Annotated in this window: 15 protein-coding genes; 5 read left to right on the forward strand and 10 right to left on the reverse strand. The window is 55.9% G+C overall.

Annotated features, from left to right (window positions below; genetic code table 11):
• Positions 1–144: 144 nt before the first annotated feature.
• From ACR0DG_RS10450 to ACR0DG_RS10475, 6 genes are all read right to left on the reverse strand, one after another.
• A complete protein-coding gene (locus ACR0DG_RS10450; RefSeq protein WP_480697585.1) occupies positions 145–1,134 on the reverse strand; it encodes an ABC transporter substrate-binding protein in 990 nt (329 codons plus the stop codon).
• Between the two features lie 56 nt (positions 1,135–1,190).
• Complete coding sequence (locus ACR0DG_RS10455) at positions 1,191–2,036, reverse strand: ABC transporter permease (RefSeq protein WP_480697587.1); 846 nt, start codon at positions 2,034–2,036, stop codon at positions 1,191–1,193.
• Positions 2,033–2,965: an ABC transporter permease gene (locus tag ACR0DG_RS10460; protein WP_480697589.1), complete on the reverse strand. Its 933-nt coding sequence runs from the start codon at positions 2,963–2,965 to the stop codon at positions 2,033–2,035. Before ACR0DG_RS10460 ends, ACR0DG_RS10455 begins: the two co-directional genes overlap by 4 nt.
• Positions 2,966–2,989: 24 nt before the next feature.
• The gene (locus ACR0DG_RS10465) at positions 2,990–3,787 is read right to left on the reverse strand and encodes an ABC transporter ATP-binding protein (RefSeq protein ID WP_480697591.1); all 798 of its coding nucleotides are present in this window, start codon (positions 3,785–3,787) and stop codon (positions 2,990–2,992) included.
• 55 nt (positions 3,788–3,842) lie between these two features.
• Positions 3,843–5,297: a dihydropyrimidinase gene (gene hydA / locus ACR0DG_RS10470; protein WP_480697593.1), complete on the reverse strand. Its 1,455-nt coding sequence runs from the start codon at positions 5,295–5,297 to the stop codon at positions 3,843–3,845.
• A 92-nt stretch (positions 5,298–5,389) separates the two neighbouring features.
• On the reverse strand, positions 5,390–6,640 hold the full coding sequence (locus ACR0DG_RS10475; protein WP_480697594.1) for a Zn-dependent hydrolase: 1,251 nt from the start codon (positions 6,638–6,640) through the stop codon (positions 5,390–5,392).
• Between the two features lie 171 nt (positions 6,641–6,811).
• On the opposite strand from ACR0DG_RS10475, the gene ACR0DG_RS10480 reads away from it, so the two are divergent.
• A complete protein-coding gene (locus tag ACR0DG_RS10480) occupies positions 6,812–7,420 on the forward strand; it encodes a TetR family transcriptional regulator C-terminal domain-containing protein (protein ID WP_480697596.1) in 609 nt (202 codons plus the stop codon).
• A 34-nt stretch (positions 7,421–7,454) separates the two neighbouring features.
• Complete coding sequence (locus tag ACR0DG_RS10485) at positions 7,455–7,679, forward strand: N-(5'-phosphoribosyl)anthranilate isomerase (protein WP_480707140.1); 225 nt, start codon at positions 7,455–7,457, stop codon at positions 7,677–7,679.
• A 48-nt stretch (positions 7,680–7,727) separates the two neighbouring features.
• Here the strand turns inward: ACR0DG_RS10485 and preA are convergent, their stop codons facing one another.
• The 3 genes from preA to ACR0DG_RS10500 form a co-directional block, all read right to left on the reverse strand.
• Positions 7,728–9,032, reverse strand: a complete 1,305-nt coding sequence (gene preA / locus ACR0DG_RS10490; protein ID WP_480697600.1) for an NAD-dependent dihydropyrimidine dehydrogenase subunit PreA — start codon at positions 9,030–9,032, stop codon at positions 7,728–7,730.
• A 45-nt stretch (positions 9,033–9,077) separates the two neighbouring features.
• On the reverse strand, positions 9,078–10,412 hold the full coding sequence (locus ACR0DG_RS10495; RefSeq protein ID WP_480697602.1) for an NAD(P)-dependent oxidoreductase: 1,335 nt from the start codon (positions 10,410–10,412) through the stop codon (positions 9,078–9,080).
• 159 nt (positions 10,413–10,571) lie between these two features.
• Positions 10,572–11,204, reverse strand: a complete 633-nt coding sequence (locus tag ACR0DG_RS10500) for a cupin domain-containing protein (protein WP_480697604.1) — start codon at positions 11,202–11,204, stop codon at positions 10,572–10,574.
• A gap of 173 nt (positions 11,205–11,377) precedes the next feature.
• On the opposite strand from ACR0DG_RS10500, the gene ACR0DG_RS10505 reads away from it, so the two are divergent.
• The 3 genes from ACR0DG_RS10505 to ACR0DG_RS10515 all read left to right on the forward strand — a co-directional run bounded on the left by ACR0DG_RS10505 (position 11,378) and on the right by ACR0DG_RS10515 (position 14,453).
• On the forward strand, positions 11,378–12,373 hold the full coding sequence (locus ACR0DG_RS10505; protein WP_480697606.1) for a hypothetical protein: 996 nt from the start codon (positions 11,378–11,380) through the stop codon (positions 12,371–12,373).
• A 72-nt stretch (positions 12,374–12,445) separates the two neighbouring features.
• Positions 12,446–13,738 (forward strand): O-acetylhomoserine aminocarboxypropyltransferase/cysteine synthase family protein, encoded by a 1,293-nt coding sequence (locus tag ACR0DG_RS10510; protein WP_480697608.1) that lies wholly within the window; start codon positions 12,446–12,448, stop codon positions 13,736–13,738.
• Positions 13,739–13,742: 4 nt separating this feature from the next.
• Positions 13,743–14,453, forward strand: coding sequence for a GNAT family N-acetyltransferase (locus tag ACR0DG_RS10515; protein WP_480697610.1), 711 nt, complete (start codon positions 13,743–13,745; stop codon positions 14,451–14,453).
• Positions 14,454–14,455: 2 nt separating this feature from the next.
• Here ACR0DG_RS10515 and ACR0DG_RS10520 read toward each other — a convergent pair whose 3' ends face one another.
• Complete coding sequence (locus ACR0DG_RS10520) at positions 14,456–15,151, reverse strand: SIMPL domain-containing protein (RefSeq protein ID WP_480697612.1); 696 nt, start codon at positions 15,149–15,151, stop codon at positions 14,456–14,458.
• Between the last annotated feature and the right edge of the window lie 151 nt (positions 15,152–15,302).

A 15,302-nucleotide genomic window follows, 5' to 3' on the forward strand; every position in this document is an offset into this window, starting at 1 on the left:
CATCTTTATCGCATATCGTACGAAATGCGTTAAATTACAAAAGAATACTATGCGATTTGTCCGGTAAGTACACACACTTTTCCGACATCAGAAACGCAAAACGCGGCCCCGTCGGGACCGCGTTCCGCTTGCATCGAACTCGACTTAATTCAGAGCGGCGTCCGTGATTTTGTGCGTCCAAGCTCCGTCGGGTTGCTTGGTGATCACCGGGTCCGAACCGCCAGCCAGCAGAGTGGCCACTGTGCGTTCAAAATCCGCAGGGTCCAGCGTACCGTTCGAACCAGCCGTCAGTTTGGCAATCTCACCCATCATACGCTTTTGGTGTTCCTCGGTCTGAGCACCGGTTGCGTCGTTTTCAAGCACGATATCGGCCGCTTCTTCGGGATGCTCTTCAGCATATTTCCATCCCTTCATAGAAGCACGGACAAAACGTTCCATCTTGCCCACAAAAGCTTCATCGCTCAGGTTTTCTTCCAGGACATAAAGACCGTCTTCCAGAGTTGCAACGCCCTGATCCTCGTACTTAAAGGTCACCAGCTCATCCGGGCTAACGCCTGCGTCAATCACCTGCCAGTATTCGTTATAGGTCATGGTGCTGATGCAGTCAGCCTGGCGCTGCAGCAATGGATCGACGTTAAAGCCTTGCTTAAGCACCTCGACACCGCTTTCGCCTTTGCCACCGGTATCAATGCCCAGCTGGCTCATCCAGCTCATGAATGGGAACTCATTTCCGAAGAACCAGACACCCAGCGTGCGGTTCTTGAGATCGGCGGGCGAAGCGATGCCTGCGTCCTTCCAACAGGTCAGCATCATGCCGGAACTTTTGAACGGCTGCGCGATATTGACCAGCGGCAAACCCTTTTCACGGGCAGCCAAGGCTGCTGGCATCCACTCGACCGTTACATCGGCGCCACCGCCTGCAATAACTTGTGTGGGTGCGATGTCAGGACCACCAGGCAGGATCGTGACGTCCAAACCCTCTTCTTCGTAAAACCCCTTATCCTTAGCGACGTAGTACCCTGCAAACTGAGCCTGCGTGACCCATTTTAACTGCAGCTTCACCTCTTCGGCGGACCAGGCCGCGCTTGCTGCCAGGCTAAAAGCGGCAACCGCCCCGCTGAGTAGCTTCTTCATCTTCATGTCTCCTAGTTGCTGTTGTTGCCCCATTTTCGGGGTCTGTTGAATTATGTTTACCCTCGTTGTGACGGGTGCCAGAACGTGACCGTTTTTTCGATCGCCGCGACCCCACCGTAAAACGCAGTTCCAGCCAGCGCCGCTACGGCGATCTCGGCCCAAACCAGATCGATTTCCAGACTTCCGACCCCCGTCGAAATGCGAAAGCCCATTCCGCGCGTCGGCGACCCGAAATACTCGGCCACGATGGCGCCAATCAGTGCGAGTGTTGTCGCGATCTTCAGACCGTTGAACACAAATGGCATCGCCGCCGGCAGTCGCAGTTTGAGAAGCGTTTGCCAGTAGCTTGCCGCATAGGTCCGCATCAAATCACGTTGCATCGCATCAGCTTCACGTAAGCCTTGTACAGTATTGACCAAGATGGGAAAAAACACCATCACCACAACGACTGCGGCCTTTGATTGCCAGTCGAAACCAAACCAACTGACCAGAATTGGTGCAATACCCACGATCGGCAGCGCCGCGGCGAAGTTCCCGATGGGTAGCAGTCCGCGTGTCAGGAACGACGACCGGTCAATCGCGATCGAACAGGCAAAGGCCGCAGCAGAACCGATGGCAAAACCCGTCAACGCACCCTTGAAGACCGTCTGTTTAAAGTCTTCCCATAGAATGTTGGACGAATTCACAAATTCCTCGGCCACGTCCGACGGTGGCGGCAGGATCACCGGGGACACCTCGAGCCCTCGCACGAGGCCTTCCCACAGAACCAAAAGCGTTACACCGAAGAGTACCGGCACCAGAATCCGAACCCCGCGGTGCGTACGGTACTGCGAGATTGCTAACCGGTAGTTGGCCCACCAAGCCAACCCCCAGAACAACAGTGAAAAGGATAGCCACGTCATGCGCTTAACCCCATCCGGCGCAGCGCCAGGCGCTGTAGCAGATCCAGCAAAGTAACCAAAATCCCGGCCAGAATAGCTGCGGCCAGCAATGCTGCCCAGATCGCTAGTGGCGTTCCGAATTGGTCACCAATCAGAATACGCGCGCCCAGCCCGGACACCGCACCTGTCGGCAATTCCCCGACAATGGTCCCGACCAGCGCCGCTGCGATACCGACCTTAAGCGAAGTAAAAAGATACGGCACCGAGGACGGCAATCGGAGCTTGAAGAACCCCTGAACACCTGAAGCGCTATACGTTTTCAGCAAATCCAACTGCGGCGGCGACGGCGACCGCAAGCCTTTCACCATCCCCACCAAAACTGGAAAATAACACAGGTAAGCCGAGATAATAGCTTTGGGCACACCGCGCCCTTCGATGCCAACTTGTGAGCTGACCACAATAATCATCGGCGCCAGTGCAACAATTGGGATCGTCTGACTGATGATGGCCCAAGGCATAAGGCTCATGTCGGCGACGCGCGAATAGACAATGGCGACGGCTGCCAAAATACCCAGCGTTGTCCCCAACAAAAAACCCCATAGGGTCGACTGCAGGGTGATACCCGCGTGATAAATCAACGACCTTTTCGAGAACGCCCGACCTTTGGCCACCATCTCTCCGGTCGTTTTCCAAAGCTCTTGCCCGACCTGCCCGGGCGTCGGCAAGCGTGGACGATCCAAAGAATACCCAACGGCAACATGACCGGGGTTCTTAGCCATCAAGATCCAAACAGATTCGTCCCTACGCGTGCGCGATGTTTCCGGTGTTACCGTTTCTCCGGCGCGCTCTGCTTGATCCAAAGCGATACGGATATTCATCGGCGCTACTGCGGCATACCAAAGCACAACAATCGCGCCGAGGACCACGAGTATAGGCACAAGGTTCTTCATGCCACCCCCACTTTGCACCAGCAATCAGTCATCATAGGAATGCCCCGCCCTTAGGCCCTCACGCACCCGGTGCGCAACTTCTATGAACTCGGGCGTGTCGCGGATATCCAGCGGTCGTTCCTTTGGAAGTGGGCTGTCGATGACATCAGTGATCCGCCCGGGCCGAGGACTCATAACAACGATCTTAGTGCTCAGGTAAACCGCCTCAGGGATGGAATGCGTCACGAAACCGATCGTTTTCTCTGTTCGTGCCCATAGGGCCAAAAGCTGTTCATTCAGGTGATCGCGAACGATCTCATCCAAGGCACCGAACGGTTCGTCCATCAGCAGGATATCGGCATCAAAGGCCAGCGCCCGCGCGATGCTGGCCCGTTGCTGCATGCCTCCGGATAGCTGCCAGGGGAATTTCCCGCCAAAACCTTCCAGATCAACAAGTTCCAAAACGTTCTTTACACGCACTTCCTGTTCTGAGGCCGAAAACCCCATGATCTCAAGCGGCAGTTTGATGTTTTTGGCAATTGTCCGCCAAGGATACAACCCGGCAGCCTGAAACACATACCCATAGGCCCGCTTACGTCGCGCTTCATCTGGCGTCATGCCGTTAACGGTCAGGGTTCCTCCGGTCGGCGTCTCAAGCGCAGCGACACAGCGCAGGAAGGTAGTCTTCCCGCAGCCGGACGGCCCGATGAAACTAACAAAATCACCCTTGTCGATGGTTAAGTTAACATCCTTCAACGCGTGAACCGGACCGTCATTGGTTTGAAAGGTCAAATCCAGGTTTTTAGCCTGGATCACCGGCCGCGTGGTACTTTCAGTATTCATTCAATTGCCTTGAAAAGATTTGGTTTTGGACCACAGCGCCTGCGGCCCGACCACGTTACACGCCAGTCGCAGGGATGCCCGCCCGCTCTACAGGTCTCGGCGCGGTCAGCTCTTTCCAGGTACTCAACGCCTTGTTCACATGCCCATTCGGTTCACGTGCCACGAACGCGCCATGTCCTTCCTGCGTGCGGATTTCGCCGTCATGAACTGCAACCTGACCGCGCGACAGGGTAAAGCGTGGCAGACCTTTGACCTCTTTGCCCTCGAATACGTTGTAGTCGATCGCAGATTGCTGGGTATCCGCGCTGATCGTCTTGGTCTTTTCGGGGTCCCAGACAACGATATCTGCATCCGCTCCGACTAGAATCGCCCCCTTTTTTGGGTAGCAATTCAATATCTTGGCAATGTTCGTTGACGTCACAGCCACAAACTCATTCGGGGTCAGCCGCCCGGTGTTAACTCCGTGGGTCCACAGCATCGGCATCCGATCTTCCAACCCACCGGTGCCGTTGGGAATCTTGGTGAAATCCCCAACGCCATAGCGTTTCTGTTCGGTCGTAAAGGCGCAGTGGTCGGTGGCCACTACGCTCAACGTGCCAGAATGCAGCCCGTTCCACAGGCTGTCCTGATGCTGCTTATTGCGGAATGGTGGGCTCATGACCCGCCGCGCCGCGTGGTCCCAATCGTGGTGGAAATACTCGCTCTCATCCAGGGTCAGGTGCTGGATCAAAGGCTCACCCCATACGCGCTTGCCCTGCATCTTGGCCCGACGAATGGCCTCATGTGCCTCTTCACAGGACGTGTGCACCACATAAAGCGGTACACCCGCCATGTCGGCAATCATGATGGCCCGGTTCGTGGCCTCACCTTCAACCTGCGGCGGGCGGGAATAAGCATGTGCCTCGGGGCCGGAATTGCCCTCAGCCAACAGTTTGGCGCTGAGCTCGGCGACGACATCACCATTCTCGGCATGAACCATGGCGATCCCGCCCAACTCAGCCAGACGCTTGAACGAAGCGAACAACTCATCATCGTTCACCATCAGCGCGCCTTTGTAGGCCATGAAGTGTTTGAACGTGTTGATACCGCGCGTCTCGATTACGGTCTTTATGTCGTCAAACACCTGCTCGCCCCACCACGTCACGGCCATGTGGAAGGAATAGTCGCAATTTGCGCGGGTCGATTTGTTGTCCCAGCGTTTCAACGCGTCCAGCAGGCTTTCACCCGGATTTGGCAGTGCAAAATCCACCACCATCGTGGTGCCACCCGCCAGCGCAGCCCGCGTCCCGCTTTCGAAATCGTCGCTGGAATATGTGCCCATGAACGGCATCTCAAGATGTGTATGAGGATCAATCCCGCCCGGCATGACATAACAACCGGTTGCATCCAGTTCTTTGTCACCCTTCAGGTCCAGCCCGATTTCAGTGATAACACCATCTTCAACCATGACATCCGCTTTGTAAGACAGATCGGCGGTAACCACGGTTCCGTTCTTGATCACAGTGCTCATCTTATACTCCCTGATGCGGTCTGCGCCGCTTGCTTCATCTGGCTATAAATATCCCGGGGGAGTCGCCCCTCGGGCGACGGGGGCAGCGCCCCCTATTCCACGATTTCCGCCGTCTCGACGACTGCATGAAACAGCACATCCGCCCCGGCCGCAGCCCAGTCCTTGCTGATTTCCTCGGCTTCGTTGTGGCTTAAGCCATCAACACATGGGCACATCACCATGGCCGTCGGCGCAACCCGGTTAATCCAGCATGCGTCATGCCCGGCACCTGAAATGATATCCGCATGCGAATACCCCAAACGCTCAGCCGCATTGCGAACGGCTGCGACACAGCCTTCGTCAAATTCAACGGGTTCAAACCCCCCAACCTTTTCAAACGAAATCTCTAGGCCCATTTCGTTGACGATATCCTCGGCCGCGACCTTCAGACGGTTTTCCATATCCGTAATCACGTCCAGATCGGGTGACCGGAAATCTACCGTGAATACAGCCTTACCCGGAATAACGTTCCGCGAATTCGGGAAAACGTCTATGTGACCAGCAGCCCCAACGGCATGAGGGGCATGCGACCACGCGATCTCATCCACCTTTTCCAAAATACGGGCCATCGCCAAACCCGCATTCTTACGCATTGGCATAGGGGTTGACCCGGTATGGGCATCCTTGCCAGTCACTGTAACCTGTGTCCAGCTCAAGCCCTGACCATGGGTGACAACACCAATGTCCTTTCCTTCGGCTTCTAGGATCGGACCTTGCTCAATGTGCAATTCAAAGAATGCGCGCATCTTTCGCGCACCAACCTCTTCATCTCCGCGCCAGCCAATCCGCTGCAACTCATCGCCAAACTTTTTGCCCTCAGCGTCTTCACGCTCATAGGCCCAATCCTGCGTATGCATTCCTGCAAAAACACCTGACGACAACATCGCGGGCGCGTAACGTGTTCCTTCCTCATTCGTCCAATTGGTCGCAACGACCGGATGCCTGGTTTTGATGCCAAGATCGTTCAGCGTTCGGATGATCTCCAGCCCTCCCAAAACACCCAGAACGCCATCATACTTGCCGCCCGTGGGCTGCGTGTCCAGGTGCGAGCCAACATAAACCGGCAGCGCGTCGGGATCCGTTCCCTCACGGCGGGCAAACATGTTGCCCATCTGATCCAGACCCATGCTGCAACCTGCGTTCTCACACCACCTTTGAAACAGTGCGCGCCCCTCTGCGTCTTCATCCGTCAGCGTTTGACGGTTGTTCCCGCCTGCAACACCGGGGCCGATCTTCGCCATCTCCATCAGACTGTCCCACAGCCTGTCGCCATTGATCCTGAGGTTCTGCGCAGGAGCTGCCATCTTACTTTTCCCTGTTGCTTGCGATTTGGCTCGCTTTTGGTGTCTTGATTTGACCATCTGGTCAAACTCACGCTATCACGGGTTCGAGATCAGTCAAGAAATTGCAGGACACCGTCGGTTTTTTTGACCTATTCACCGCCCGCGTGCCGGAAAAAGAGACAACCTGAAAACATGCCCAAAGACCGCGCCCCAACCCGAATTCAGAAAAAGAACCGCGCCGCGATACTCGAAGCCGCACTGAACGTGTTTTCTGCGCATGGTTTCCGCGGTGCAACTGTCGACCAGATCGCGGCCGAGGCAGGTCTCAGCAAACCGAACCTACTGTATTACTTCCCCTCGAAAGAGGCTATCCACACCGCGCTCTTGTCGGGCCTTCTGGACGTTTGGCTTGCCCCGCTTCATGATTTGGATGCCGAAGGCGATCCGATGGAAGAGATACTGTCCTACATCCGGCGCAAACTGCAAATGAGCCGCGACCTGCCGCGCGAAAGCAGACTATTTGCCAACGAGCTTGTACAGGGCGCGCCGCGAATTCACGAGTCGCTATCTACGGACCTAAAACAGTTGGTTGATGAGAAAACCGCGATTCTCACAGATTGGATGGATCAAGGGAGAATTGCGCGATTGCATCCCTACCATCTTATTTTTTCGGTTTGGGCATTAACGCAGCACTACGCGGATTTCGATGTTCAGGTAAGGGCGATCTTGGGCGACGAAGATCCATTTGAGGGTGCCGAACCGTTTATCGATACGCTTTATCGCAAACTCCTGACCCCTTAAGCTGCTGTTAACTTAGAAGATACAATGTCGCGGTATGGTTACACTGCGCCCAAACCCCGAACCCTGGATCACACAGATGTTTTCCACCAAATCCGCGAAGGGCGGTGCCGTGGTGCGAAGATCAATCGCTTGGGTCGAGCGGGAGGTCGGGCACGAACGTTTCCAAAAAGAGATAAAGCGGCGCGGATTTCACCTAATCCGCACCGCCAATCAATACATCGTGGTCTGCCATGGTGGCCCCATCGATATCCTGTTCTAAGAAAATTCGTCGAATTTTCTCTACCAAGATTTTTCGACGAAAAATCTCTTACTCAGCCGCCTTCGCCATCGGATTGTTCGGATGCGTCGTCCAGTTGGCATAGTCTGGCTGAACTTCAAGACCAGTACGCGGATCAACTTCTCCAGCCTGCATGGGCACCATCGAAATACACCCATCGACCGGACACACATCGACGCACAGGTTGCAGGCGACACATTCGTCGTCCATCACCTCAAAAACCCGGTCGTCAGACATCGAAATCGCCTGGTGGCTCGTATCTTCACATGCGGCGTAACACCGACCACATTTGATACACTGATCCTGATCAATCTTGGCTTTGGCCACGTAGTTCAGGTTCAGATACTGCCAATCCGTCACGTTCGGCACTGCCAGCCCAACGATCTGTGACACATCCTCATAGCCTTTCTCATCCATCCACTTGGACAGGCCGGCCGTCAGCTCGTCAATGATCTTAAAGCCATAAGTCATGGCGGCCGTGCACACCTGAACGGTGCCACACCCCAACGCCATAAACTCGGCCGCGTCGCGCCACGTGGTCACACCACCGATGCCCGATATCGGAAGACCATGCGTAGCCTGCGCCCGCGCGATCTCTGAAACCATCGACAGCGCAATTGGCTTGACCGCTGGGCCGCAATATCCGCCATGACTGCCCTTTCCGTCGATTGAGGGCTCGGGGCTGAAGGTGTCCAGATTTACACTTGTGATCGAATTGATCGTGTTAATCAGAGAAACCGCATCCGCACCGCCATTTTTTGCGGCTTCGGCGGGTTTACGGATATCAGTGATGTTGGGCGTCAGTTTTACGATGACTGGACGATCATAGTATTTCTTGCACCATCGGGTCACCATCTCGATGTATTCCGGAACCTGCCCGACGGCTGACCCCATACCGCGCTCGCTCATGCCGTGGGGACAGCCAAAGTTCAGTTCGATACCGTCCGCCCCGGTTTCCGCAACGCGTGGCAGAATCTCTTTCCAGGCCCCTTCTTCGCAAGGCACCATGATGGACGCGATCAGGGCTCTGTCAGGGTAGTCCGCCTTGACTCGAGCCATTTCCTCGAGGTTGACCTCAAGCGGTCGATCGGTGATCAACTCAATGTTGTTCAGGCCCAGCAAACGTCGATCCGCACCATAAATCGCGCCGTAACGAGGGCCGTTGACGTTTACGACGGGCGGGCCTTCGGCACCGAGTGTTTTCCAAACCACACCGCCCCATCCGGCCTCGAATGCACGGCGGACATTGTACTCTTTGTCGGTCGGCGGCGCCGAAGCCAACCAGTATGGGTTGGGGCTTTCGATGCCCAGAAAGTTTGTCTTTAAATCAGCCATCTATCCGGCCTCCCTGATGCAATTTGGCATCTTGAACTGTAAGTTTCACGCAGTCAGGCTCGCGTGGATATCCATCGCGGCATCGCGGCCTTCAGCCACGGCAGTTACGGTCAGGTCCTCGCCGCCCGCAGCACAGTCGCCACCGGCCCAGATACCTGCCATCGACGTGCGACCGGCTCCTGTGACAGCAATCTTGTTACCATCCAGCGCAAGCCCTTCTGGCGCACCCTCCAAGGTTTGACCAATCGCCTTGAGCACCTGATCAGCAGGCACGCGGATCATCTCACCCGTACCGGTCAGCTGGCCATCATGGCTGGACGTATATTCCAACTCGATCTCTGCCGCGGCCCCGTTTCCATGAATGGCTACGGGTTGAACATTGGTCATGATCTTTACGCCATGCGAAGCGGCAAGGTCCTGTTCATACCGGCTTGCTCCCATCGCGTCGCGACCCCTACGGTAGGCGATTGTGACATGCTCGGCCCCAAGCAGTTTGGACTTTACCGCAGCGTCGACTGCCGTCATGCCGCCGCCGATAACCACGACATTTCGACCCACAGGCAAGCTGGCAAGATCATCCGCCTGTCGCACATCCGAAATGAACTCGACCGCGGCACGGACGCCGTCCTTGTCAATGCCGCCTGCACGCAGGGCGTTCACCCCAGCCAGACCAATGGACAAAAACACAGCATCATAGTTTTCGACCAGACCATCCAGCGAGAGTCTTTCGCCAAGCACAGAGCCCGTCTCGATCGTGATGCCACCGATTTTCAACAGCCAGTCTACCTCGGCCTGCGCGAAATCGTTTGTCGATTTATAGGCGGCAATTCCGTACTCGTTCAGACCGCCGGGCTTAGGCTTACTTTCATGAATGACCACATCATGGCCCAGCATCGCCAGCCGGTGCGCGCAAGCTAGACCCGCGGGACCTGCCCCGACAACAGCAACTGTCTTTCCCGTTGCCGCTGCACGTTCAAACGGATGGTCGCCCGATACCATTACGCTGTCGGTTGCGTAACGTTGCAAGCGCCCGATCTCGACCGGTGATCCTTCGGCCGTCTCTCGAACGCACGCTTCTTCGCATAGTGTTTCAGTCGGACAAACACGCGCGCACATTCCGCCAAGAATATTCTGCGCAAGGATCGTTTCGCCCGCCGCCTCGGGTTGACCTGCCTGAATCTGACGCATGAACAACGGAATATCGATATCCGTCGGACACGCAGTCACACATGGCGCGTCATAGCAGAAATAGCATCTGTCAGCTGCAACGGCGGCTTCGTGCGCGGCAAGCGGAGGATGTAAATCCGTGAAATTCGAGGTCAGCTCATCGCTGGAAAGCCGACCGGAGACTATGCCGGGGGCAATCTGGCCCTGTGCCATCGCTCTACTCCCTGTAGATATGTTCGTTATGGGATCAGCTTGCCATAGTCTGAAATTTTATCAATTGGTAAAATTTGCCAATTGGTCAAAAAATGCAAAAACCGGGCCTTTTGACCCGGTTTCCGAAATGAATGCCTGTTTTTGCGGCGACGTCAGGCGTCACACCATCTGCGACAGATGTCCCGTTTTCACCCAGACACGTGCGCCCGCCTCTCCGGCGGTAGCAGATGAACGTGATCCGGGCGGTAATCTGAGCCAATCCCAAGTCGCAAAATCCTCGCCCGCTTCGGTGACCATGCCGTCGATTACAAACAGCTCAAGACCTTGTTCTGCGTCCAGATCAAGACTTTCACCCGGAGCCATTGCCAGAACCCGTACATCTTCACCGGTGTCTTTATACAGTTGAACGTTCCCAACGCCATTAATCGACCGGCGTACTTCTGTGCGATCATCAGGATCAAACTGGTGTAGCTTAACCAGGATCGTCGCGCCCTCTTTCGCCGAAGGTGTATGTGACGAAGTCGGCGGATTGCGCACGTAGCTTCCGACAGGAAAGTCGCCCGTTTCATCCTGAAAGACACCATCCAGAACCAGATACTCCTCGCCCCCGTCATGCGTATGCGCGGCAAAGGCGCTGCCGGGTGCAAAACGAACGATCGTCGTTGCGCGGGCGACTTCTTCGCCAATGCGATCCAGCATCTTGCGCTCGACACCTGCTGCTGGCGAAGCAACCCATTCGTTCTGGTCGAAATGAACGGCGACGCGTTTGGTGAAATCTGCGTTGACCCTCATGTGCTCTCTCCTGCTGCGGCGTCCCTGCATAAAATGGGTAGGTCTCGGCGATTTTCAAATTTCATCGCGAAGACAGCCCTTCACATCTGGTTTTGTCTGTGCCTCATGCGTACTGTGGCGCAAACGGAAATTGCTGCGTGCCGGTCAACGGCCGAACTCCTGAAAGACCTTCGATGCAGGCCAGGCCCCCAAAGTTCAACATCGTCATCATCGGGCAAGATAATCGTTTGCAATACGAGGCTGTGCTGTTTGCCGCGTCTCTTCGCCATAGCAGCCCAAACTTCGAAGGCCGCCTGTTTGTCGCCGTTCCCCAACCCGGTCCACGTTGGTCAAATGACCCTCGCATTCAAAACGAAGATGTTCTGAAAGCCTTGCAACAATTGGGTGCCGAGATATTGCCGTTCGACAATCAGGTCTTTGGTGAAAGCTATCCCTACGGCAATAAAATCGAGGCACTCAGCGCCCTGCCAGAGGGCGAACCATTTGTCTTTTTCGACAGCGACACGCTGATCACAGGGGACATCAACAGCGTTCCATTTGACTTTGACCGCCCCGGAGCGTCGCAAAAGGTCGAAGGCACGTGGCCTCGCCCAACCCTCTATGGTCCGGACTTCGACGGAATATGGCAGGCGCTTTACGGTCAGTTCGGGCTGGATTTTGACAGTTCGATGGATAAGGAACAGCCGCACGATTACTGGCGCCGCTACCTGTATTTCAATGCCGGATACTTTTTTTACAAATGCCCCCGGCAATTCGGCAAACTGTTTCTGGATTATGCACGCGCGATCCGGGATGACGAAATTCCCGAATTGGCGGGTCAAACGTTGGATCCCTGGCTGGACCAGATTGCCCTGCCCCTGGTCATTCACTCGCTTGGGGGCGGCCGCGATGTTCTGCCAACAGGTATGCTGGATGGGTCGGTCACCTGCCACTATCGCTTGTTTCCCCTGCTATATGCACGCGAGAGCGATCACGTGATCGACGTGTTGGAGGCCGTGGTGGCACCAAATCGCATCAAGAAAGTGCTGAAGGCCTATGAGCCGATCAAGAAACTGGTGATCCAGCAAAAAGGCCACAAAATCCGCGCGATGTTCGATCGCGATAACCTGCCGCAACGCGAACAAGCACTCCGCAATCAGATCAAAAGCAAAGGTCTTTGGATGCGGTGACAGGATTGTTGTGCGCAAGCCCTCAATCGCCTAGAGATTCTGCAACAAACATTCCAAAGGGAGATTTCAACGATGTCTGACGGCCCAACCTACGGTTTTGACACGCTTCAAATTCATGCGGGCGCGCGCCCTGATCCAGCGACTGGCGCTCGTCAGACACCGATTTACCAAACCACTGCCTACGTTTTCCGGGATGCTGAACATGCCGCAGCGCTGTTTAACCTGCAAGAAGTGGGCTTTATCTATTCGCGCCTGACCAACCCAACCGTAGCTGTCCTGCAGGAACGCGTGGCAACCCTTGAAGGCGGCGTGGGCGCGGTCTGTTGTTCGTCGGGACATGCGGCGCAGATCATGGCATTGTTCCCGCTGATGGGCCCCGGCTGCAACGTCGTGGCCTCGACCCGCCTTTACGGGGGTACCGTCACGCAGTTCAGTCAAACGATCAAACGTTTTGGTTGGTCCGCTAAGTTCGTCGACACGGACGACCTGGATGCGGTGAAAGCTGCAATCGACGAAAACACGCGGGCCGTCTTCTGCGAATCCATCGCCAACCCCGGCGGCTATGTCACCGACATCCGATCCCTAGCGGATGTGGCCGATGAAGCGGGCGTTCCGCTGATCGTCGACAACACCTCGGCCACGCCCTACCTGTGCCGACCCATTGAACATGGTGCGACATTGGTTGTGCATTCGACCACAAAGTACCTGACCGGCAACGGGACTGTTACTGGCGGCTGCATTGTGGACTCGGGCAAGTTCGACTGGTCGGCGAATGACAAATTCCCGTCACTCAGCCAGCCAGAGCCCGCCTATCACGGCCTCAAATTCCACGAGACATTCGGCCCGCTGGCCTTCACCTTCCACGGCATCGCCATCGGCCTGCGTGATTTGGGCATGACAATGAACCCTCAGGCCGCGCACTACACCTTGATGGGGATCGAAACCCTGTCCTTGCGGATGGAGCGTCACGTGGAAAACGCCCAGAAAATCGCGGCATGGCTCGAGGCGGATGATCGTGTGGACTATGTGACGTATGCGGGCCTGCCCTCGTCACCCTACCATGACCGGGTCAAGTCCCAGTACAAGAAGGGTGCAGGCGCGCTGTTCACCTTTGCGGTCAAGGGCGGCTATGACGCCTGTGTGAAGCTGGTGAATGCGCTCGAGATTTTCAGCCATGTGGCGAACCTTGGCGATGCGCGATCATTGATTATCCATTCGGCCTCGACTACACACCGGCAGCTTACACCGGAACAACAAGAGGCCGCAGGTGCCGGTCCGGGTGTTGTTCGGGTTTCTATTGGAATCGAAGACGCCGACGACCTGATCGCCGATCTGGATCAGGCACTCAGCAAAGCCAGCGCCTGAGGACATGGCCGAACATGACACGAACGCGCTTGGCCAACCCATTGGCCTGCCGGTCTCGGGCGAATTCCCGCGTCCAGCCCCGCCGCGCAGTCCGATGGTGGGGCGATACTGTTCGGTCGTTCCATTAGGCGCGAAAACGCATGCGCCCGGATTGTTCCGGGCGTTTTCACAGGATCCGTCTGGTGCGAACTGGACGTATCTGCCCGAAGACCCCATCACGTCGCCGGACGCATTCCAAGACTGGCTGGTGAAGTGTCAAAGCAGCAGCGATCCTTTGTTTTTCACAGTTCTGGATGGCAACGGTGATCCCGTCGGGCATGCCACATACCTGCGTATTCAACCGCAAAGTGGGGTTATTGAAGTTGGGTACATTCACTTCTCTCCCCTGCTTCAACGAACCCCAATGGCGACTGAGGCCATGTACCTGATGATGCGTCGCGTTTTCGACGAACTTGGATACCGACGCTACGAATGGAAATGCGACGCGCTAAACGCCCCATCGCGCAAGGCGGCCGAGCGTTTGGGCTTTACCTTCGAGGGCATTTTTAGACAGGCCACCCACTATAAAGGCCGCAACCGCGACACCGCCTGGTATTCAATTCTGGATAGCGAATGGCCGCGTATTCGTGCGGCTTTTGAGGCCTGGCTATCTGCTGACAATTTTGACGCGGCGGGCCAGCAACGAACTGCACTGCAGGCCCGCTCTAAGGGCTAAATTCAGTCCGAGATCCCAAATTCCATGGAAACAGTGACCGAGACAGAGACCTCTCCGCCAGCGACAGGTACTCCGCCGGCGTCAGCGGAAGCGAACTCTCGCATCTGAGCGGCCGGGCGCACGCTGCCCACCTGCTCGCTGATCTTACCGACTGGACCCAAGGTGACATTTGCCGCCTGCGCCAGTTGTTCAGCTTTTGCTGTTGCCTCGGCAACGGCCTTTGCACGCGCTTCCGTTTCAAGCGGTTTGGGGTCCTGAATGCCAAAGCTGAGACCACCAAAGTCGTTTGCACCGTCTTGAATGACCGCATCCATAACCGAGCCGAGCTGGTCCAAATCACGTACACGCACAATGACACGGTTCGATGCAACGAAACCCGTGATCTCAGGTTTTTCAGCCGTTGAGTTTCCGCGCCCTGACCAAACCGGAGATAGCGATACATCCCGCGTCTGCACATCGCGGGCATCAATCCCCATCCCATCCAAACGGGTGAGAATCTTGGACACAGCGTCCGAAGTTGCGCTCATGGCGTTTGACGCCTGAGTGTCCTCATTCGTAACACCAAGAGTAATCGTCGCCATATCGGGTTCAGCATGGACCACACCAACCGCGCTAACGGTGATGTGACGTTCTTCCGCATGGGCCATTCCAGCGGCCGCCACAGCGATTGCTGCGGCCAAAAAAGCGAATTTCTTCAAGGTTTTCCCTCCAAAGTCGTTTCAAATTACATGGGGTGGCGGGTGTCTGCTGAACAAGAGGAATGCTTGCCTTTTTCTTTTCCTCGGCAAGATCCTGCTTTATTGTCAGCCTGCAGGCGATGTTTCGTCTGTTGTGACGCTGATAATTATG

The organism is Ruegeria sp. BG8 (genome assembly GCF_056538325.1).